Source organism: Achromobacter maghribensis (assembly GCF_057334215.1).
The window spans coordinates 110,351-131,708 of sequence record NZ_JBHFII010000065.1 but is presented as its reverse complement, the minus strand read 5'-3'; the positions used below and the strand labels follow the sequence as shown (position 1 = coordinate 131,708).

At 62.8% G+C, this 21,358-nt stretch carries 12 protein-coding genes, 1 pseudogene and 1 riboswitch; of the genes and pseudogenes, 4 read left to right on the top strand and 9 right to left on the bottom strand.

The window, feature by feature from the left end:
* The 4 genes from ACE039_RS30390 to ACE039_RS30375 all read right to left on the bottom strand — a co-directional run.
* Positions 1–5,060 (bottom strand): GNAT family N-acetyltransferase (locus ACE039_RS30390; RefSeq protein ID WP_485824202.1); only part of this gene is annotated, 5,060 nt, incomplete at its 3' end.
* 263 nt (positions 5,061–5,323) lie between these two features.
* On the bottom strand, positions 5,324–7,621 hold the full coding sequence (fabD, locus tag ACE039_RS30385; protein ID WP_485824201.1) for an ACP S-malonyltransferase: 2,298 nt from the start codon (positions 7,619–7,621) through the stop codon (positions 5,324–5,326).
* Positions 7,622–7,771: 150 nt separating this feature from the next.
* Positions 7,772–8,674 (bottom strand): class I SAM-dependent methyltransferase, encoded by a 903-nt coding sequence (locus tag ACE039_RS30380; protein WP_485824200.1) that lies wholly within the window; start codon positions 8,672–8,674, stop codon positions 7,772–7,774.
* Positions 8,675–9,258: 584 nt separating this feature from the next.
* Positions 9,259–10,710 (bottom strand): sodium:solute symporter family protein, encoded by a 1,452-nt coding sequence (locus ACE039_RS30375; RefSeq protein ID WP_485824199.1) that lies wholly within the window; start codon positions 10,708–10,710, stop codon positions 9,259–9,261.
* Between the two features lie 105 nt (positions 10,711–10,815).
* Positions 10,816–10,923, bottom strand: a riboswitch (TPP riboswitch).
* A gap of 112 nt (positions 10,924–11,035) precedes the next feature.
* Between ACE039_RS30375 and ACE039_RS30370 the strand changes: the two genes are divergently transcribed.
* The 3 genes from ACE039_RS30370 (at position 11,036) to ACE039_RS30360 (ending at position 14,729) form a co-directional block, all read left to right on the top strand.
* Positions 11,036–11,818 carry a 3-oxoacyl-ACP reductase gene (locus ACE039_RS30370; RefSeq protein ID WP_485824198.1) on the top strand — a complete coding sequence of 261 codons (783 nt, stop codon included), beginning with the start codon at positions 11,036–11,038 and terminating at the stop codon, positions 11,816–11,818.
* 5 nt (positions 11,819–11,823) lie between these two features.
* Positions 11,824–13,110 (top strand): LLM class flavin-dependent oxidoreductase, encoded by a 1,287-nt coding sequence (locus tag ACE039_RS30365; RefSeq protein ID WP_105559975.1) that lies wholly within the window; start codon positions 11,824–11,826, stop codon positions 13,108–13,110.
* 482 nt (positions 13,111–13,592) lie between these two features.
* Entirely contained in the window at positions 13,593–14,729 is a 1,137-nt protein-coding gene (locus ACE039_RS30360; protein WP_485824197.1) for a porin, read from the top strand.
* A 113-nt stretch (positions 14,730–14,842) separates the two neighbouring features.
* Here the strand turns inward: ACE039_RS30360 and ACE039_RS30355 are convergent, their stop codons facing one another.
* The 3 genes and pseudogenes from ACE039_RS30355 to ACE039_RS30345 all read right to left on the bottom strand — a co-directional run bounded on the left by ACE039_RS30355 (position 14,843) and on the right by ACE039_RS30345 (position 17,055).
* Positions 14,843–15,097, bottom strand: a complete 255-nt coding sequence (locus ACE039_RS30355; RefSeq protein WP_485824196.1) for a hypothetical protein — start codon at positions 15,095–15,097, stop codon at positions 14,843–14,845.
* Between the two features lie 229 nt (positions 15,098–15,326).
* A pseudogene (locus ACE039_RS30350) lies at positions 15,327–16,382 on the bottom strand (Lnb N-terminal periplasmic domain-containing protein).
* Positions 16,369–17,055 carry a MarC family NAAT transporter gene (locus ACE039_RS30345; protein ID WP_485824195.1) on the bottom strand — a complete coding sequence of 229 codons (687 nt, stop codon included), beginning with the start codon at positions 17,053–17,055 and terminating at the stop codon, positions 16,369–16,371. The pseudogene ACE039_RS30350 and the gene ACE039_RS30345 overlap by 14 nt, the downstream one beginning before the upstream one ends.
* Positions 17,056–17,154: 99 nt before the next feature.
* Here ACE039_RS30345 and ACE039_RS30340 point away from each other — a divergent pair, with 99 nt between their 5' ends.
* On the top strand, positions 17,155–18,519 hold the full coding sequence (locus ACE039_RS30340) for a lysozyme inhibitor LprI family protein (RefSeq protein WP_485824194.1): 1,365 nt from the start codon (positions 17,155–17,157) through the stop codon (positions 18,517–18,519).
* Between the two features lie 75 nt (positions 18,520–18,594).
* On the opposite strand, the gene ACE039_RS30335 is transcribed toward ACE039_RS30340, so the two are convergent.
* The gene (locus tag ACE039_RS30335; protein ID WP_485824193.1) at positions 18,595–19,977 is read right to left on the bottom strand and encodes an amidase; all 1,383 of its coding nucleotides are present in this window, start codon (positions 19,975–19,977) and stop codon (positions 18,595–18,597) included.
* Positions 19,974–21,323 (bottom strand): MFS transporter, encoded by a 1,350-nt coding sequence (locus tag ACE039_RS30330; protein WP_105559968.1) that lies wholly within the window; start codon positions 21,321–21,323, stop codon positions 19,974–19,976. The genes ACE039_RS30335 and ACE039_RS30330 overlap by 4 nt, the downstream gene beginning before the upstream one ends.
* Positions 21,324–21,358 lie beyond the last annotated feature (35 nt).

Below are 21,358 nucleotides of genomic sequence, written 5' to 3'. Positions count from 1 at the left end.
GCCCAGCCCTGGCTGTAGACCTGCGCCGCCTCGCCTTCACCGCTGTAGATCTCGTAGCCGATCCGTCCATCGTCCTCGACCTCCAGCCCGATGTGCACCTCCAGCGGCTCGGCGACCGCCAGGCGGCGCACCCAACTGACCTGTTCCAGGCGAACCGCCGCCGCCCCGCCCAGCGCCAGGCTCACCGCGGCTCGCGCCCACTCCAGCTGCGCCACGCCGGGGACGACCCGCTGACCCAGCACGATGTGATCGCGCAGAACGAACTCCTCGCCCGTCAACCATGTGCTGTAACGCTGTCCGCTCAGGTCCGAGGTGTTGCGATGCACCAGCGGGTGCAACACCGCCTCGCGACCCAAGCCGGCCAACGCGCCAGCCATCTGCGCGGGCTGCGTACCCGACCCGCTCTCTGGCACCCAATACCGTTCCTTCGCAAACGGATACGTCGGCAGACTCATCCGCGAAGGCCGCGACGGACCATACAGCGCCGACCAATCGACAGCCATGCCTTGAACCCAAAGCTCACCGAGCGTGTCAAGCTCACCCCGAGCCACCCACTTGTTGACCGCTTCGTGCAACTCCCTTGCGACGGCAGCCAATACGCTCAGCGCTCCCTGATCGCGTTTCACCTCTCCGCGCCAGATCCCTTTAAGCGCCCCATTTCCAGCCAGGAACTGTGCCAACTTGTTCACGAGTTCATCGATCGAGCCGGCCGTCAGCGCCAAGCGATGCTCCATCGCGTCGCGCCCCACCTGCAGCGTGTATGCAAGATCCTCCAAGCTGACCTCATGGGTCCGCACATACGCCTGGAGCTGTTCCACTTGCGCACGCAGGCGCGCGTCGTCTCTCGCCGAGAGCACCACCAGCACCACCAGCACCGCCCGCCCCGCCGGCACCTCAGCGCGCGCAGTCACTTGCGTCTGATGGGCCTCAAGGACGACATGGGCGTTCGTCCCGCTAAAACCAAAACTGCTGACTCCAGCCACCATTCGGCCGCCCGGCCAAGGCTGCGCCTCGGCTGCCACCCGGACCGGCAAGCGATCCCAGGCCACATGCGGATTAGGCGTCTTGAAATGCAGGTGCCTCGGGATCAAACCATGTCGCATCGACAGGATGACCTTGATCAGTCCCGCAACGCCTGCCGCGGTTTCCAGATGCCCGATATTGGTCTTGACGGACCCCAGCAGCAGAGGCTGATTGTCATCGCGACCCGCCCCCAGGGCCGCCGCCGCGGCATGCACCTCGATCGGGTCGCCCAGTTTCGTTCCCGTTCCATGTGCTTCCAGGTATTTGACGTGGTGCGGCGCGACTCCGCTTCGTTTGATTGCCGCCTCGATGACGGCCTGCTGCGCCTTCTGATTCGGCGCCGTCAGACCTGCACTGGCGCCGTCCTGATTGATCGCGCTGCCCCGAATGATCGCCCATATCGGATCGCCGTCCCGCTCGGCATCTGCCAAGCGCTTGAGCACCAGCACGCCGCAGCCTTCGCCCCGGACATAGCCGTTCGCAGCGGCGTCGAATGTCTTGCACCGACCATCCGCAGACAACATCCCGGCGTTGCCGAACGCCGCAAAAGTCTCCGCATTGAGCAAAAGGTTGACACCGCCCGCAACGGCGACGCCGCACTCCCCCGCTCGCAGGCTTTCGCAGGCCAGGTGCGTGGCCACCAACGAGGAACTGCAGGCCGTATCCACCGACAGCGTGGGTCCGTGCCAATCGAAATAATAGGCAATGCGACCCGCCGTGATCGCGGCTGCATTACCCGTGGCGAAATGTGGATCCCGGTCGTGGCCGCCCACCTGCTGGCGAAGCAGCAGTTCGTAGTCATGGCCCATCACACCGATGAATACGCCGGTGTCTGAACCTGCCATCCGCGCCGCAGAGAGGCCGGCTTCCTCCAATGCCGCCCACACCGCTTCCAACAGGAAGCGCTGTTGGGGGTCCATCAGCTCCGCTTCCCTCGGAGAGACTCGGAAGAACGACGCATCGAACTGATCGATATCGGTCAGGAATCCACCGGACTTGCCCACGCGGTCGGCCAATGGATCCCTCGGCGCGCGCGGCCGGTCGGCTGCGGCACCCGGACGCCCTTCAACAGCATCCACCCCGCCCTTCAGCAGCTCCCAGAACTGTTCGGGAGTATTTGCCCCGCCCGGGAACCTGCAGCTTAATCCGATGACGGCAATCCGTTGATCCGCTTGCGCGTGCCGACGCTCGCCTTCTTCACTTGAACCCATTGAATCGGCGACCAGCCCGCCAGACTTTCCCTCGTCAACGAAGGCGCCGTCAGTTTCCAATCGGACTTGCGGCTCCAGATGCTCGATGATCGACGCAGGGGTGCCGTATTGAAAGAAAATGGTTGAATCAAATTCAAGCCCGAACCGCTCATTGAGCCGATGGCGCAGATCCAGCAAATCCAGCGACGTCAGTCCCATGGCCATCCATGGCGCCTCTTCCTGATAGGCCTCTGCCCGAGAGGTTCCGAGCACTTGCTCAACCATTTCACGGACCTGGCGCTTGACCAACGCTGCCGCGCCGTCGTTCTTCGCGAGAGGCTTGAATGGATCGCGTGCGAACTCGGAGACGGATTCCGGCACGATTGGCGCCGGTGCCGGCGTGGCCTGCACGAGCGCGGGCTGCACGAGCGCGGGCTGCACGAGCGCGGGCTGCGCTTCGAGATGCTCGGTGAGCAACGCGGGCGTTCCGTATTGAAAGAAAATGGTTGAGTCGAACGCAATCCCAAACCGTTCATTGAGCCGATGCCGCAGATCCAGCAGGTCGAGCGACGTCAGGCCCATCGCCATCCACGGCGCGTCGTCCTGATAAGCCCCTGCCCGTGCCGATCCCAACACCTGCTCAACCGTCTCTCGGACTTGGCGCCCGACCACTATCCCAACCGACGGCATCTCGGGCGTCTTGGGTTTTTTCGGTACTTCCGTCGCGGCATTTCGGACATTGGGATATTCGATCAGAACACCCGCTGCCCCATTGGCCGTGTCTTCCGGACGGAACCCGGTTACGACCTGACGGATCTTTGCACCGTGCGCTTCATGGAAGCACAGCACCGGCTCAATCAGACGACCGGCTTGATCCCGCTGCCGGATGTACTGCTCCATCGGCACGATGCCCGCTCGCGCGTAGTTTTGGCAACGGCTGACACCGACGAGTTTTTCAAAACCCTCGCAGGTGGAAAAGTAGGCGAATGCGAAGTCGAGAATGTCATCGGCCAAGCCCGTACCCTGCATGTCCGGCGCAACGCAAAGACCCAGCAAATGCCCAACCGCACCGTCAGGATTATGGATGCTGCCGAACCTTGCGTAGGGCGTATTCAGCAACTGCTCAATACTGTCTATCCGCTGAGAATACAGAGCGCCAATCACCCGATTGTCTTGTTCGACCACGATCTGCCCGAGCGGAAATTCAGTGATGCGTCGACGCAGTTCCGTTTCGGGTGCGGCCAGATTTTCCGGCCAGCAAGCGATATCCAGCTCTCGCAGCCGCTTTACGTCGCACTCGGACGGATGCCGCATCCGGTAGCGCCGCGCGACAAGCCTGTTCAAAGTAATGCGGGTGAACGGCGCTGCCTGCGGAAAATGTCGGAAAGCAGCACGGTCGGGAAATAGCCCCGCTTCCGCTGCCGCCATCAGAAACATCGGCGCCTCGAACAACTGCTGTCCCGAGAAGGCATGGTAGGCATCGAAGTGCAACGCGCCGGTCCGATCCCGTAGTGTCCGCACCGTTGCCGGCTTCAGACAATGCACCTCCAGCATGGCCAGGCCATACTTGGACACGGCTTCGCGCCATAGCCCCAAATGTTCCACCAGGCTCTGCAGGGCGATGGCAGGTTCGATCTGCTCGCCATCGCGCCCGACATACACGCCCGTCAGCGGTAGGCCGCGTTTCCTGGCAACGGCCGCTTCGTTGTTCGGCGGCTGCGGATTCCGGTCATGATCCAGGAAAGATCGAATATGCAGGATGTTTTCCGGATCGGCGATGCCGCGCGCCTCCAAGGCCCTGATCAGGCTTTTCGGATCGCCGATATCCCCGGCCACCAGAAGATGCGGCAAGCCGGCCAGCGTCCGCGACGTCGCTTCCAGCGCCCGCTCGTTGAAGTCCGCGCCGATCAGTTGCAAGGGGTAGCGGTCCAGCGCCTGGCCGCGTCGCGTCTGGCTTTGGATGGCTTCGTAGACATGGCGCAGCAGTGATCCGTCGCCGCATCCCATATCGCAGATGTAGCGGGGTTGCGTCGCGATCGGCTCGCTGTCGAATACCTGCGTGATGAGCTGGCCGAGCGCCTCGAAGTAAATCTTGTGCTGAGACCCGCTGCCGGTCACGTTGAGTTCGCGCTCGACATGCCTTTCATGGCCCTGCCCATCACGGCGAAAGATGTCGCCAACACGCCCGAACAAGACCGCCTCAAGACCACACATCATCGGTCGATAGGAGACCACCGTACCGAGCGCCCCGCCACTTTCGACGAGATAACGGCCAGCGCCATTGAGCGCGAACCGTGCGCCTTGGGTGCTGCCCCACCGACGCTGCTCGAAATAGCGATGCAGGGCGGCCAGGCTCGCAGCCGACACGGCATCCGGTTGAATGGCCTCTTCCACCACCGGGGCCCCGCCCAAGCGATGGATCTCGACCAGCAGCGGCGACAGCAACGCACCATCCAGCATCCCGGCAAGCTGCGGTCCAACGCCCTTCCATCCAGCAATGGAGATATCCAGCCAGTCCTGCAGCGTGGCCGCAGTCGACTCACGCAGGGCATCCGGGACCCGCAGACCGATCAGGGCATCCGTATTTGCCGGCATCTGCTTGACCGCATCGGCTGCCGGCGCTAACGCGTATCTGTCCGCCGATCTTTGCTCGAGCCACCCCAACTCCACCAGCAGCCGCAAAGCGACCCTCAGATGACCACTGTTTGCTCCCGTTTCAGCGACCAATTCTTCTGCGCTCAAATCAGAACGATGGGCTAACAGCGAAAACACATCGTGCCTGCGGCATGCTTCGATGACCGGGACGGCGACAAATCCATCAGCAAGGCTATTAATCACGTCAAGCACAAGGATTTCCTTATACGGACTAACGCAGTTCAGTAGACAGGCTCAGATCGGGCTTGATGACTCTGAGCAAAACAATGCTCCGCCTCGCCACGCAAAGGAGGCAGAATCGACGCTGCATTGATCGGGGGAGTGCGTTGATCCGGCAGCAGATGCTTCAGGCTGTGGCTTCCAGGATGCCGGATGGTATTGATTCACAAGTTGCGAAAATTCGCCTGCAAAAAGCAGGGTTTCAGGGGCGAGACCCGATAAAAGAACGGCATGGCCTATCTCTGCATGCCAAGTATGCCGTCACGCAGATATTGCGCCGTCGCCTGCATCAGCGTAATGCCGATGGTCTCGACATGCCGCTTCGGCCAAGCTTCGAGCTCCGTGCCTTTAACCCATTGATTGAACGCACCAAGCGCCGGGCCGCATTGGACCTGGTAATTGACCAGATCCTCCGGCGAGCCACCAAACGCCAAGCGCGTCGCGTAGGCGAAATACCATCGGAACACCCGCGCCATGCGAATCTTCGGATTGGCCTGCGCCTGAGCGATGTCGTTCAGACGCCCGCTCGCCCGCATATGCTGCAGTGTCTCTTCCCACACATCGGCCAGACTGCGCTTGAAGTACCGGCGTTCCAATTGCGTGCGAATCGCCGCCGGGATGTCCTCCAGGCTTTCATGATGCGTGTAGAGCGCATGGAGCTTGTTGGCTCGCATCGGGAACAACAGCCCCTTCTTGAGCACTTGCACCCGCCCGCCCAGTTCGAACATATCCCCAGCGGGGGCATAAGCCATGTCGTGAATGCCCGCCTGCTGCAACAAGGTCTTCACGGTCTCGGTAGCGCCCGATTCCACCGTGCATTGGTTGATAGAGCCGGTCAGAATAAAATCCGCGCCCATGGCAAAGGCCGCGGCCGCCGACGCCGGCGTGCCGATGCCACCGCCCAGCCCTACGCACAAAGGTTCCTCGTACGCATATCGCTCGCTCAGCATCCGGCCCAATTGCCGCATCGCCGGCAATAAAATGGTTGGAATGTGGCCATCGGTATGACCGCCCGAATCGGCCTCCGCGCAAATATCGTGACTCATGGGAAGCTCAGCGGCCATCTCCGCCTGTTCCGCGGTAATCGCCTTCTCTTGCAGCAGCGCATCGACAAGGTGAACCGGGGCCGGACTCATGAACGCCTCGGCCACCTCCAGCCGCGAGACTTTGGCCAGCACATGGTGCCTGCACCGCGCCTTACCGTCGGTATCCCGGTACATCCCACGAAGGCGAAACAGCACGAGCGCCGGCGTCATTTGCATGAATGCCGCTGCCTCGATGCGCGTCACGCCATACTTCAGGTATAGCTCGGCCGTGGCTCGTTCGAAGGCCGGATCATCATGAGCCGCCAGCAAGTTCAAGCCGTAGGCCTCGTGCGCCTGCAATTGGGACTGTATTGCCTGGATCGCCGTCTCGGTCTCCGGCAGACTCAATCCGCCAGCCCCCAGATATCCAATCATGCCGGCCTGCCCCATGCGGACGACTAAAGCGACAGAGCTGGTGCCCCGGTACATCGCGCCGGCCACATAAGCGTATTTCAAGCCATGGCGTCGCCTGAACGCCGCGCTACCGAGCGACTGCGCCAGATTGTCAGGTCGTGGCGATACCTCTTCCGGTTCTACCGCGGCAACGGCAACAATCGGAGGCGGCGCGGCCCTGACCTCGCGCAGAGGCGTTTCAGTGAGAAGAATTTCGTCGACCAATTTGCCGAGCACCGTCCCGCCTATTCGAGCGGGATCGCTGCCGACTTCATGATAGGTAAACTCGCCCAGCCCCATCAAATACCGAATGCTCTCGGTCCACAGTACGGGGCTGGCGATCTGCCTGGCCAGCAACGGCGCAACCTGGCCGGGCTCATAGGGGCGTGCCGTCGTATTGGCAATGACGGGCGTCTTCGGATCGGTCAGCGTAAAGTCTTGCAGGAAAGCAGCAAAGGCTTCCTGCGCCGGCCGCATGAAACGCGAGTGGAACGGCGCACTGACATTCAGCGGAACACACCTGGCGCCACGCGCGGATACAAGCGTCGCCACGGACTGGATCGCCGCAGCCTCTCCCGCGATCACCAACTGGGTCGGTGAATTGAAGTTGGCAAGGTCAACATGATCCAGGGCATTCTCTTGCAACAAGCTCTGCAACGCCTCGGCCCGCATTCCCAGCACGGCGGCCATTGTGCCGCCGCTGGCTTTGCCCATGAGCTCACCGCGTTTTTGAACCAGGCGCAGTCCTGTCTCGAAATCGAAGCAGCCAGCCGCTAGCAACGCCGAATATTCACCCAGGCTATGGCCAGCCAGAGCATCCGCAGTGCCCCCGTCTTCGTGCCAACGATAGTAAGACAGTGCATTGACCACATAGAGCGCCGGCTGTGTGTAGGGCGTAAGCCGCAGCTGGTTATACGGGTCTCTCAGGCAGAGTTCTGCGATGGAATATCCAAGAATCTCCGAGGCGGCATCGACCAAGCGAGGGTAGGACGCCCAAAGGTCTTTCCCCATCCCCTTGAATTGCGCACCCTGCCCCTGAAAAAGCAATACTCTCATCACGCATCCTATGTGCTACCTAAGAATCCATGCATGCCATCAAGTTTCTTGCTTACATTGTCAAAGCCATATATTTACGTCGGCCACAACAAAATCACATGGCTTGGCGCATGAGGCCAATACCACGTCAAATCTCTGTATTTTTTAATGCTATCTGGCGCAGGTACGGCGGGCGCTCATGAAATGGCCGATGCCCGGCATCCGCAGGTTATCTGCACGATTCTCGAAATAGAGTTCCTGCATGCGTGCCGGAGAAAGATCTTCGACAGTGTCAAACCCCAGCCCCTTGACACGGCGCGTCAAATCTACAGGATCAAAGCCCGCCCTAAACGGCTCGCCTCTTTCCGCCCCCGTCTGCGTCAACATTTCCATCACCTGGCGATCAGCGGGATATACCAGTTCTGTAGTAACCGGGTACTCGAATACGACTTCGCTATCACATTCAAGCGACGTTATATTTTCAAGCGTTGTGAATATGGCTTCGTCACTGAGGTACCACACCACACCCAGCCATGAGAAGAATGTCGGCTTCGCAGGATCGAATCCATTTTGCGTCAGCCTTTCGAAAAGGGATTCCTTCTCGAAATCAACCGACACGAAAGTCGCCAGATTCAATAGCTGCGGATCGACGTCCTTGAGCCGTGCGAGCTTCCACTGCTGCGTTGCCGGGAAGTCAACCTCGAAGACATGCAATTTATTTGCAACTTCGGCCAGACGATACGCGGAAGAGTCAAGGCCGGCGCCCAGGATGACGTATTGGGATATGCCTCGTTCGATTGCCTCGATCAGCCGCTGCTCCGCTATTCTGCTTCGCACGATAATCCCTGATCGAACGGCTTCCAGGATTGTCTTGACGGGAAGATTCGGAAATTTCGAAGAAAGATTCTGCTCCATGCCGGCCATGGCGGTATGAAACGTAGCGGAATCTGGAATGCCGCACAGCTTCATAGCAAACTTATCGTCAAGTATTTTTGGCTCATCGTCCATCATGACATGCGCTGCGCGCATCATGGCGGCTAGATCAGCAGTAAAGCTTCGAGTTCCTGGCTGCAAGGACAAGCTCCTACCTGAAAGTTACATGACGCCATCAAGAGAATTGATGCCACTTCGACAACCAATAACTTAGATTATCTGACGACCAGTATAAGGCAGACACACATATTTTTTTTGAATTAAGTGATAAGATATTGCGAAAGTATCTTATTATTTCATTGCATTCCCGACGCGCACGGCGAGACACGAGATTAAGAAATAAAATGTTTCGTAATCTTTGTCATTTATGACAATGGCCAGAAGTAGCAACAATTACCATGCAAGCATGGCCAGAGGTATGGTTGATCACTGCATTTCTCGGCGTGAAAAAACATTAACGCCATTGCTAGATGTTTCAATCGCCCCCCCCCCAAACGGAGCGGCCAGTGTCAACGCCTTTAGTGATTCATCGCACAGCTGAACGATGTCGCGCCATATGACACCCACCCAAATCAATCGATTTACGCAAAGTCATACGCCGCGCTGCTCCGCTTAGATAATCTTCGAACCTGAGTACTCCAGCGAGCCCCCGTGAAAATACGGAGCCGGTTCGAAATACTCGATTAATAATTCGATCAAGACCCGTATTTTGCGCATCACGCTCCTTACACCGCGTCGCGATCCAGCCTGCGCACGGCCGCGCTCAACGTCGCAAAATCGAATTCCTGGCGGCCGCGCCGCGCGAGGCGCATCAGCACCGTCGTGACCACCGGAACAAATGCCGCCAGCAAGAACGATTCCAACAGGAAGGTAGGCTTGTCGCCCGGCGCCGGGAAGAAGAACAGGCCCGCCGCCAGCCCGGTGATGGTCGCGGTGGTCGCCGTCAGGCCGTCATGCTTGCGGCTGAACAAACCGTAGAACACGGGAAAAGCAGCCGCCGAGCACAGCAGGTCGGCCAAGAGGAACAGGTACAGCACGCTGTAACCCTGCGACGCCACGATCATGACCGGGATGGCCAGCAGCAGGACCGCCCAGCGGGCCAGCCGTTTCATGTCCATGCCGTCGGCGTTGGGCATCAGGCGGCGCATGTCGACCGCGACGATGCTGGAAACGGCGCTGATTGCCGTGTCGGCCGTGCTCATCACCAGCGACAAGCCCAAAGGGATCAGCGCGATCACGAACCACGCGGGCGCGTGCGGCATGATGACGCTGAACAGCGCGATCGAACTGTCGCCCGCCGGCGCCAGACCCACGAAGGCCAGGCCGAACAAGCCCATCAGGAAGATGAACGGCGCAGCCAGGATGCCGCCCAACAAGAAGCCGTTGCGCATCGAACGCGCGTCTTTCGCCGCATAGATGCGCTGCCAGTTGCCCTGGTGGAAGATGCCGGTCAGCAGGATCGCCACGAAGAAGGTCAGGCCCGCTTTCACGCCGCCCGGATCCGTCACGTCCAGCAACTGCGGTGCCTTGGCCTGCAGCGCCTCGATCGTGGGCAGCGCACCGCCCGCGGCCTGCCAGCCCACCACGCACAGGACCACCAGCAAGGGCACGATGACCATCATCTGCACCTGATCCGTGAAAATCGACGAACGCAGGCCGCCGTAGGTGGTGTACAGCAGCGTCGTGCCCATCACGATGGCGGCGGTGGCCCACAGCGGCACCGGGGCCAGCATGGTGACCAGTTTGGCAATCGCGGTAACTTCGGCCGATAAGGCGATGAACAGGTAGAACAACATGATGAAGAGCGCCAGCCCGTACATCGGCCGTCCGTAGCGCGCCATCAGGAATTCGGTCAGCGTGTGTCCGTGCGGGATCAGTTCCCGCATGCGCCGGCCAAGCGGAATCATCACCAGACGCGGGGACATCGAACCGAGCGCATAGCCGATCACCGCCGCCAGGCCACCCCACGTGGCCGCCTGCGCCGGCGAGAACAGGATCCATGCCCCCAGCGTGGATGCCATCAGCGTCAGGATCGTGCCGAACGCGCCCTGACTGTTGCGGGCCACGATGTAGTCTTCCAGGGTGCCGCGCTTGCGCCGTGTGTAGAGCACGCTGGCCAGCGCGAAGCCGCCAGAAAACAGCAACAGCCACATCAAGGCGGTGGATTGGGTCAACATGCGGAACGGCCCTCCCGCTACCGGCGGCAAGCCGGGCGCGCAACAGGGCGGCCCGCCCGGATGCCGGGGGGCCGCAAGATGGATGAAAGTCTAGGGAGGGCGCGCGAGTCGTGCGATGTCCTTCCCTTCGCCGGCATTACCCGGATCAGGTTCAAAGGGTTACCGCGACGACGCGGAATCTCAGCCCGAAACAGGGCTCCCCCAGGAATTGCCGCAAGGTTAGGAGAGCAAAGAGACAATGTCAACGGCGCATTGATTCATGCTAAGTTCGCCCGATTGCGGCACCGGTTTTGCGTGCCTGCCGATGGAATCGACGAGCCTCACCATGTCACCTGCACACTCCGCCCCCGCCCTGAACGAACAACTGATTCTTGTCACGGGCGGCGCCCGAGGCCTGGGCGCGCACATCGTCCGCGCCTTTCTTCGCGAAGGCGCGCGCGTGGTCATCAACTATTTGAATAGCGCCGATGCCGCCCAGGCGCTGGCGGCCACCGCGCCGGACCGCGCGCTGGCCGTTGCCGCCGACGTGCGCGACGCGCAGGCAGTTCAGGCCATGGTCGCACAGGCGCAAAGCCATTTCGGCATGCCGGTCACGACCGTCGTGAACAACGCCCTGCCCGCTTTCCAGTTCAATGGCGACGCCCGCCCGCACGCCGATACGCTGACCTGGGACGATCTGAACCACCAGATCGAAGGCTGCGTGCGCGGCGCGCTGAACACCGTGCAGGCCACCCTGCCCGGCATGCGCGGCGCCGGCCTCGGCCGCATCATCAATATCGGCACCAACCTGGTCCAGAACCCGGTCGTGCCCTACCACGACTACACGGCCGCCAAAGCCGCGCTGCTGTCGTTCACCCGGACGCTGTCGCATGACCTCGGTCCGCACGGCATTACCGTCAACATGGTGTCGGGCGGCTTGCTGCGCACGACCGACGCGTCGGCGGCCACGCCCGGGGCCGTGTTTGACCTGATCGCCGCCAGCACGCCGCTGCGCACCGTCACCACGCCCGAGCAATTCGCCGACGCCGTGCTGTTCTTCGCCAGCCCGTGGTCGCGCAGCGTCACCGGCCAGAACCTGGTCGTGGACGGCGGCCTCGTCAAGAACTGAGCGCCATGCTGCACCTGAACCTGTTCATCTTCGGCTGCGGCCACCATCGCGCGGCCTGGCGCCACCCGGATTCGGCCGCGGAGCGACTGGGCGACATCCGCTATTACGAGGCACTGGCCCGCACCGCCGAACGTGGCAAGCTGGACGCGATCTTCTTCGCCGACGGCCAATCCACCGACAACATCGGCGACGGCCCGCGCTGGTACCTGGAACCACTGACCGCCATGGCCGCGATTGCGCGGGCCACCACCCGCATCGGCCTGATCAGCACGGTTTCCAGCACCTTCTTCACGCCCTTCCACGCCGCCCGCATGGTTGCGTCGCTGGACCACATTTCGGGCGGCCGCATGGGCTGGAACGTGGTGACCTCCATGTTCGACGCCGAAGCCCGCAACCATGGCTACGAGGCCATGCCGGGGCACGACTGGCGCTACGCCCGCGCCGAAGAGTTCGTGGACGTCGCGCTGCGCCTGTTCGACTCCTGGGAAGACGAGGCCCTGGCCGTCAACCGCGACGGCGTCTATGGCGTGCCCGAGCGCATCCACCCGATCCATCACCATGGCGACCATTTCCTGGTCGACGGCCCACTGACCGTCCCGCGCCCGCCCCAGGGGCATCCCGTCCTGTTCCAGGCGGGCGCTTCCGACCAAGGCCGCGACCTGGCCGCCCGGCGCGCCGAAGCCATTTATGCCGTGGCGTACGACCTGCCCGCCGCGCAAGCCTATTACCGCGACATCAAGCAACGCGTGCGCGCCGCGGGCCGCGACGCCTTCGTCCCGATCATGCCGGGTCTGGTCACCTACGTTGGGTCGACCGACGCCGAAGCCCGCGCCAAGCAACGCGAACTTGATGAGCTGCTGCCCAGTGACGCGTCACTGCGGCAATTGGGAACCTTCGTGCTACAGGACTGCAGCGGCTGGGAGCTGGACGCGCCGGTACCGGCGCTTCCTTCCCTGTCCGATTTCAAGGGACCGAAGGGCCGGTACGCGACCATTCTTCGAATCATCGAGACCGAACAGCCCACCGTGCGCCAGTTGCTCGGGCGACTGGCCGCTGGCGGGGGCCACTGCACGATGGTGGGCACGCCCGAGCGGATCGCGGATCAGATGGAAACCTGGTTCAGGAACGAGGGAGCGGACGGCTTCAACTTGATGCCGCCCGCGTTGCCCGGGGGCATCGACGACTTCGTCGATCAGGTCGTACCCGTCCTGCAGCGGCGGGGGCTGTTCCGCACGGAGTATGAACACAGCACGCTGCGCGGCCATCTGGGGCTGCAAAGGCCCGCCCGCTGACGGCGCGGCGTCCAATCACGGCCCGAACGCATCGCCCGCCTGTGCGCATCCCGCCCAGTGGCGCGATGCGTTTTTTTGGGGCTGGTGAGCGCAGGCAACCATATATGAATGCAATGCCGTCTCAGTCGCAACGAAATGATAGGCATACTTTATCTATTTGTACGCAACAAGCAGACATTATTTTCTTCAATAATATCAATGACCAATCGTAGAATTACGAGGCTGGGGACGCGGACTTTTTGACGACTGTTGTTCTTACGCCATAGATGACCCGTTTTTATGTGTGAACCGAGTAACCAATTTTGTTGGCTTCAGGGGGCCGTCAGGGGAAAAACGCCTGAATACGGCCCTAATTTATATATTAAGAACAATTAAGTAGTATTCAGTTTCATGTTTTCCGGCGGGGTTGCCTATTGTTTAGGCCTGGGCTGCTTTCACGGTGCTGAAAGCAGGCAATACAAGCCTTAGAACCGGATGTGGATATGAAACTAACGAAAACTTTGCTCGTAGGCGCGATTCTGGCTGGCATGGCCGGTGCGGCGCAGGCCGAGACGTCCGTCACCTTGTACGGTATCGTCGACTTGGGTCTGACGTACCAGCGCGGCAAGGTCGGCACCACTGATTCGAATCGTGGGGCCCCTGGTGGTGACTATCAATCCAAAATCGGCATGAACGACGGCATCCAGAACGGTTCCCGCTTCGGCCTGCGTGGCACGGAAGACCTGGGCGACGGCCTGTCGGCGGTCTTCACGTTGGAAAGCGGCTTCACGGCCAATAACGGCAACCGCTCGCAAGGCGACCGCCTGTTCGGCCGCCAAGCCACGATCGGCCTGAACAGCGATCAATGGGGTCTGCTGGAACTGGGCCGTCAAACCAACATCGCATCCAAGTACTTCGGCGACATCGACCCGTTCTCGCTGGACTACCTGAACGCCAACATGGGTATGGCGTTCAGCGCGGCCAACACGGTCCGCTATGACAACATGGTCATGTATCAGACCCCGGTCTGGAGCGGCTTCCAAGGCGGCGTGGGCTACTCGTTCTCGACGGATGACGTCGAAGGCCCGACCGAGTTCAAGACCAAGGAAAACAATCGCGCCTGGACGGCCGGCGTGCGCTACGACAATGGCCCCCTGAAGCTGGCCTTGTCGTATGACGTGCAGTACCGCAAGCCGAACCAGCCGCAACCGCAGCAGTTCATCATCGGCGGCGCGTATGACTTCGAAGTGATCAAGCTGTCGCTGGCCTACGGCCGTTCGGAAGACGGCGTCTTCGCAGGCCAGGACTTCTCGCTGATGGGCGGCCGCCAGCAATCCGGCGGCCCCGCAATGGGCCAGGGCTTCAGCAACGGCCGCTTCACGTGGGATGGCCTGCGCATCAACTCGTACATGGTCGGCGTGAGCGCGCCGATCGGCGGCGCCAGCAACATCTTCGCGTCGTGGCAGCGTGCCGATCCGAACAAGAACCTGTACGCGATGGACATCTACAGCGTGGGCTACACGTACGACTTGTCCAAGCGGACCAACCTGTACGCCCTGGCGTCGTACGCCGATGGCGCCGCGTTCATCAACGGCAACAAGATCAGCACGGTCGGCGCCGGCATCCGCCATCGCTTCTAAGCGGGCTACGGGCCGCCCCAACTGAGCAGAGTCGGGGCGCCCTTCCGTACTTCAGGCCATCCTTTTCAGGATGGCCTTTTTTTTATCTATGCAGAGGGAAGGATTGCCAGCGGCTATCCCGCCAGGGCGGCGGGTTCGGCGTGTTCGGCGGGGCGCGGCTGCGCTTGCGCAGCGGATGAGACGGAACGCGTCTGGAGCATGACGGGGCGAGCCCTTGCCATGGCGCAACGGCGTGCGCGGGTGGCAGCCCGACGGGTGACGATCCAGTCGTACAGCACCACGCCAGGGCGGCGCAGCAGCACGGCGGCAATGGCGGCCGCAATAATCAGGGCAACAATCAGGGCAATGCTCAGGGTCGGCCAGAACATCTCGGCGCCCTCCTTCAAAACAGCCCGGTTCCGATACCAGACCCAAAACTCACGTGAGAGAAACGCGCACGCGTGAAGCGCTTGAAATTTTTACCGTGCTGTAGTTTACCGGTCCGAAGACAACCACGTACGCGCGGAAATGCACGTTGGAAACGGGGCGAAACAGGTAAAGCGGCAAGCCTGCACACCCTTGCGTCGCTTGCTCTGCCCCGGAAGAACTTGGCGGTGTCTAATGGCTTGGGCCAACCGGCGCCGGCGCCCCCTGCTGGCGGATCTGGCGTGAAAAGGCCAAGGGATCCTCACCGGGCGCGCCCAGCGGGCCGACCGCTGCCTGCTGGCGCAACCCCTCCAAAGGCAAGCTGGCGTCCAGGCCGCCCTGCTCGTACAAGTATTCGGGCAGATATCCCGACAACAGGATGCGGGTGTCCAGCGGCAGCCCCGGAACGATAGCGCGCACCATCTGATAAACCAGCGTCGTGCAGTTGGCCGTCACCGTGTGATAGAAGCGGGGCGTATCGATCAGCGCATTTGCCGTGGTGACGTATGACAGGAACAGCTCGCGCATGGCCGCAGCAGGCATGCGCACCGGATACAGGTAGACGCTCTCGCCGCGCGGCCCTGCGCGCACATACAGAATGTCGCGTTCCTCCGCAGCCACCACGCTTAATTCGAACTGTTTGAAGAAGCCGCCGATCTCGGAGAATTTTTCACCGCGTTCTTTGCGGATCTCGACGGAAAACACCACCTGGCGGCCGTCTGAAAACCCGAAGGACACCAGGGTGTGGGCGATGGCCGGGCCCGACCAATACGACAGCGCCATGTCCACCCCCACCAGCTGATCCAGGTCGTACTGGCGGGTTTCCCAGCGCGCCGTGTAGTCGTCATCCGAACGCCAATCAAAATTGCGCACGTTTTCCAGCGTGACAACCGACCCTTACACCGTGCCGTGCAGCATCCGGGCGACGTCGTCGGCCCAGATGCGATCATTCGAGGGCGTCAGCGTCTGCCACCAGCCGCACAGCGCGACCACGCCGGCCAGATAGGCCCATCCGGCGCGCCGGCGCCAAGGCCTTTGGCGCCACAGCGCGACAAGCGCCCCCGCGCACAGCCCCGTCCAGAGCAGCGCGGCCGCCCCTTTGCCCCACACGCCGCCCGGCGCCTGATAGGCAAGCGCCAACACGCCCCACAGGGCGTAGCCCACCACCAGCAAACTGCCGAGGACACGCCCGAAGACGGCTGCGCTGCGACGCAGCCAGCCGTGCGGCACCCGCTTATCCCCCCGCATGCTGCGTGATGATTTCAAGGACGCCGTTGATCACGAACTGGACCCCCATGCACACCAGCAGGAAGCCCATGACGCGCGAAATGGCTTCGACGCCGCTTTGACCGATCACCGCGACGATGCGGCCTGCCGAGCGCAGGCAGATCCAGAAGAACACGCCCAGCAAGGCGAACACGATGACCGGCGTCACCGCGATGATCCACGGCGCGTAGTCAGGGGTGATCGCGGTATCCACCGACGCGGCTCCGCTGATGATCATGGCAATGGTGCCCGGCCCCGCGGTGCCGGGCAGCGCCAGCGGCACGAAGGCGATGTTGGGCGTTTGCCGCTGATGCTGGGCATCGGCGGCCACCTCGGCTTCCAGCGTGCTTGACTCGGCCTTGGGAAACAGCATGCTGAACCCGATGCTGACCACGATCAGCCCACCCGCGATCCGCAGGCCGGGGATCGATATGCCGAACGTGTGCATGATCCACGCGCCGGCGTAGTACGTAACCAGCATGATGCCGACCACGTAGAAGGCCGCCTGGGTGACCTGGCGTTCGCGCTCTTTGTAGGGAATATGCTGCCCGAGGGACAGCAGCAACGTCATGGAGGTCAGCGGATTGGCCAGCGGCAGCATCAGCGCCAGGCCCAGGCTGATCAGTTTGCCCAGTTGGATCAGGTCGTCGATCATGGAGCTCACAGAAATTAGGCGTGGGCCGCAACGAGCGGCTTGCCTGGTTCAACGGTTCAATCGTGTAATGCACTGTACCTCACCACTTCGCGCCGCACCTTGACTCTGACTCCCAAGCCCTTGCTTGCCGCCCTTCTGGCGCTGGCTCCCCTAACCACACCCACGCTAGCCGCGGGCATGAATTGCGCGCAAGCGAAAACCCCCACTGAAGTGACGATCTGCGCCGACGCGGAGCTGCTGCGCCAGGATAGTGAGCTATCGGCGATATACGGCAAGCTGGGCGCCGCCCGCCCCGACGGCCGCGCCGCGTTGCGGCAGGATCAGCGCGATTGGCTGCGCGCGCGCAACGGCTGCGGCGTGAATGCGGGGTGTCTTCGCGACCAGTACCTGGTACGCGTGAGCGTCTTGCAGGATCAACTGCGCAGCGCCACGGCCTACGTGCCGGATGAAACTGATCGGCAGGCGCTTGAAGACCTGCGCCAAGCGGTAGAGGCCGCAAGCCGAAACAACGCCGAGTTCCCGCTGGAAGACGCGTTGGCGCCCCTGTCCATCAAGCACGGCACGACCACTTTCTCCAATGTCCGAGCGAACGAGGATGACGATGAAGCCAGGTTCCCGGTCACGCGGCCCGACGGCGTGACGCCGGACGAATGGAAAGCGTTGCAAGCGTCCGGCATCGATGCGGGCGGCGAAAACGGCGCCGCCTCTTATTCCTTGATGGATCTGGACGGTGACGGCCAGCGCGACCTGGTGATCAATTCCTACACTGGCGGCACCGGCCTGTTCTCGGACATCAGCGCCTTGCGGCGCGCGGGCGGCCGCTATGCCGAAGCCATCGACGCCCATGGCAATGCCGCGTCCAGCCTGTACACGCTGAACGGCCGCGGCTCGAACCAGGCCGGCGAGTGGATCCGCCTGCGCGGCCGCGTCTACGCCGCGTACCGCAACAGCTACTACGGCGTCGACCATGTCCATCTGCTGCGGCCGCTGCATGCCGTGGGCGAAGTGCCCACCCTGACGATCCAGTACCGCTATCAGCTGCAAGTGCCGAAACAGCAGAAGCGCGCCGACAAAGACGCGGTCCGCGTCCTGGACGACGCCTTGCATGCCGGGTTGACGCAGGCGCTGGCAACCGTCGACGCCGAATCCGCGCGTGGCGACGGGGATGCGGACCGGCCGTTGTGCCCGATTCCCGCCGATGTGAAAGAGGACGAGCGGGACCGCTACTACCAATACGGAGCGGGCCACTATTCCTACGAGACCGTGGCCGACGTGGCGGTGCATGTGGGCACGCATTGCTACGTCGCGCGGCTTATCGACTGGTTCGGCGGCTATGACGCGAAATCCGGCTTGTCCGCCATGATGTGGCTGCGTGAGCCCGGCGCGGACGACGGCGATGAGGAGATCTCGGTGCAGGGCAAGCGCCGCGCCATCCGTTTCGGAACGTCGGTCGGACCGATCTAGAACAGCGGCGGGCGATCCTTCGCCCGCCTTGCCAAGTTGCCCGCACCGCAACGCGGCGCCGGCTGGCCCATCGTGTCAGTCCGCTTGCGGCGCTTGCCAACGGCTGGCGGCCAGCGCCAGCAAGGCCTCGTCGGTGCCGGCTGCGGCGACCAGTTGCAAGCCCACGGGCATGCCGTTCACCCAGCCCGCGGGCAGGCTGATAGCAGGCAACCCCAACACGTTCCACGGGTTAGTCAGGCCCAGCAACGTTTCGCGCACGCCAGCGCTGCCCGGGCCCGCCACGGTGCGTTGCTGCAACGCGGGCGCGGTAATGGCGACGGCGGGCAGCGCCAGAACATCCACCTGCTGGAACAGCCGCGCGAACTCGGCTTGCAGGCGGGTCCTTTCCTTCAGGGCCCGCACATACTCCCACCCCTGCACGGGGCGCGAGGCGCGCAAGCGTTCCAGCACCTCCGGATCGAACTTTCCAGGTTCGGATTCGACGCGCTCGGCGTGGACTTCGTAGGCTTCGGCGCGCTGGATCGCGCCGAGTGCGCTTTGCAAGGCGCGCGCGTGCTGCGTGACGCCGGGCGCCGGCTGCACTGCGCCGCCGGCGAAGCGCTCCGCCGCGGCGCGCACGCATGCGGTGACGGCCGCATCGTCGATCGCGAACGGCGCGTTGGCCACCCAGCCCACCTTCACGCCTTCGGCGGCCACTGAAGCCGGCGCCAGCGTGCCGCCGCTTAATGCCTGCATGAAGACCTGCGCGTCTTCCACGCAATTGGCCAGCACGCCCGGATCTTCCAGCGTGGGCGCAAGGGGAAACACACCCGCGTCGGACACTCGGCCATGGGTGGGCTTGAAGCCGACCAGGCCGCACAGGGCGGAAGGCACGCGCACGGAACCGCCGGTGTCCGTGCCCAGCGCCACGGGCACCATGCCGGACGCGACGGCCGCCGCGCTGCCCGCGCTGGAACCGCCCGTCATCTGGGTGGTGCGCCAGGGATTGCGCGCCGCGCCCTGCACGCTGCGGTCGCCGGTGGGGCCATAAGCGAACTCGTGCGTCAACGTCTTGCCGACAACGATGGCGCCGGCTTCGCGCAACAGCGCCACACAGCGCGCGTCGGCCTGCGGCCGATGGCCCAGGAAGTGGGCGGCGCCCATCGTGGTGGGCATGTCGGCGGTGTCGACGTTGTCTTTGATGGCGACGGGGATGCCGTGCAACGGCCCCCTGACCTTGCCGCTTGCGCGTTCGGCGTCGCGTTCACGGGCGACGGCCAACGCGGCGGCGATGTCGACATGGACGAAGGCGTTCAACTGCGGGTTCAGCCGTTCAATGGCGGCGCCCGCGTGACGCACCAGGTCCTGGGCTGTCAGGCTGCCGCTGGCCATGGCTTCTTGCAGGTCGGCGATGCGGCGCCCGCGGAAGAATCCGGGTTCCACGGCAAGGTGGGGAAAAGAAGGAGAAGGTTGGGTCATTTGGCGGCTTCCGATGGCAAGGCCTGGCTGGCGGGCATGCGCGGGCCCACGCCCGGGCGCACCTGAAGCATAGCGACCATGCCGACGGCTGTCGCGACCGACGCGGCGATGAACATCACCGAGTAGCCGTGGCGCGCCGTCAGGTAGCCCGTCAGCGTCGGGGCCAGAATCGAGGCGATATTGGCGAAAAAGTGCATCAGGCCGCTGAACGTGCCCACGCGGTTGGACGGCGCGGTATCGATCACGACTGCCCAGTACACCGAATTGGGCAAGGCATTCAGCGCATTGGCCAGGGTCATCAGGGCAATGACGGCGAATACCGACTGCGCCTGCGACACCAGCAGGAAGCACAACGTGGTGGCCAGCAGGCAGGCGGCGGCGAACCAGCTGCGCGCGATTTTCAGGCTGCCCGTGCGTTTGAACAGCAAGTCCGAAATGCGGCCGCCCAACAGCACGGTGACGCAGGCGCCCGTCCAGGGAATCATGCCCATGTACCAAAGGGAGGACAGGCTATAGCCGAAGTTGTCCTGCAGGTACTTGGGCGTCCAGGTCAGCAGCAGGAAGTTCACGTACATGAACGCGAAATAGCCCAGCGTATTCAGCAGCAGCGTCTTGCTGCGGAAGAAGCTCCACCACGGCAGCACGGGCGCATCGGCCGCTTGGGCGCCCGTGGCCGATTGCGCGCGCGATGACTGGATTTCAGCCAGCTCTTGCGGCGACACGCGGGGATTGGTTTCGGGGCGGTCCGTGAAGATGCGCATGAAGAACACCAACACCACCAGCCCTGCCCCGCCCAGGATGAAGAACATGGCGCGCCAGCTGTCGGTCAGCGTCAGCAGGCCCACCGCCACAGGCGCCGTCAGCAAGGCGCCCAGCGGCGTGCTGAGCAGGCCGAACCCCACGACGAATCCGCGTTCGCGCGTGGTCGCCCAGTTGGCGATGGTCTTGTTGATGATGGAATACGCCGGGCCTTCGGCGGCGCCGAACAGGATGCGGATGGTCGCGAAGCCGGCCAGCGCCGAACCGCCCAGGAACGCCAGGCCGAAATCCCCTGCCCAGGCGGTAGCGATTTCGAACACGGACCAGGCCACGCCCGCCACGATCCAGACTTTGCGCGGGCCGTAGCGGTCGGCCAGCATGCCGCCGAATAGCGCGCCGACCATGTAGCCATAGCCGAAGTAACCCAGCACCGACCCCCATGCGCCGCGGTCCAGGCCGTATTCGCCCGTGATGTGGGCGGCCGCGTAGGACATGGCGCCGCGGTCGATGTAATTGATCAGCGCCAGCAGCACGACCATGGTGAATATCCGGTACCGGAACCGGGAGTCCTGGCTTTCAGTTGTCATTGCGTTTCGATCCAGTCGGTTTACCCAAACGTTTG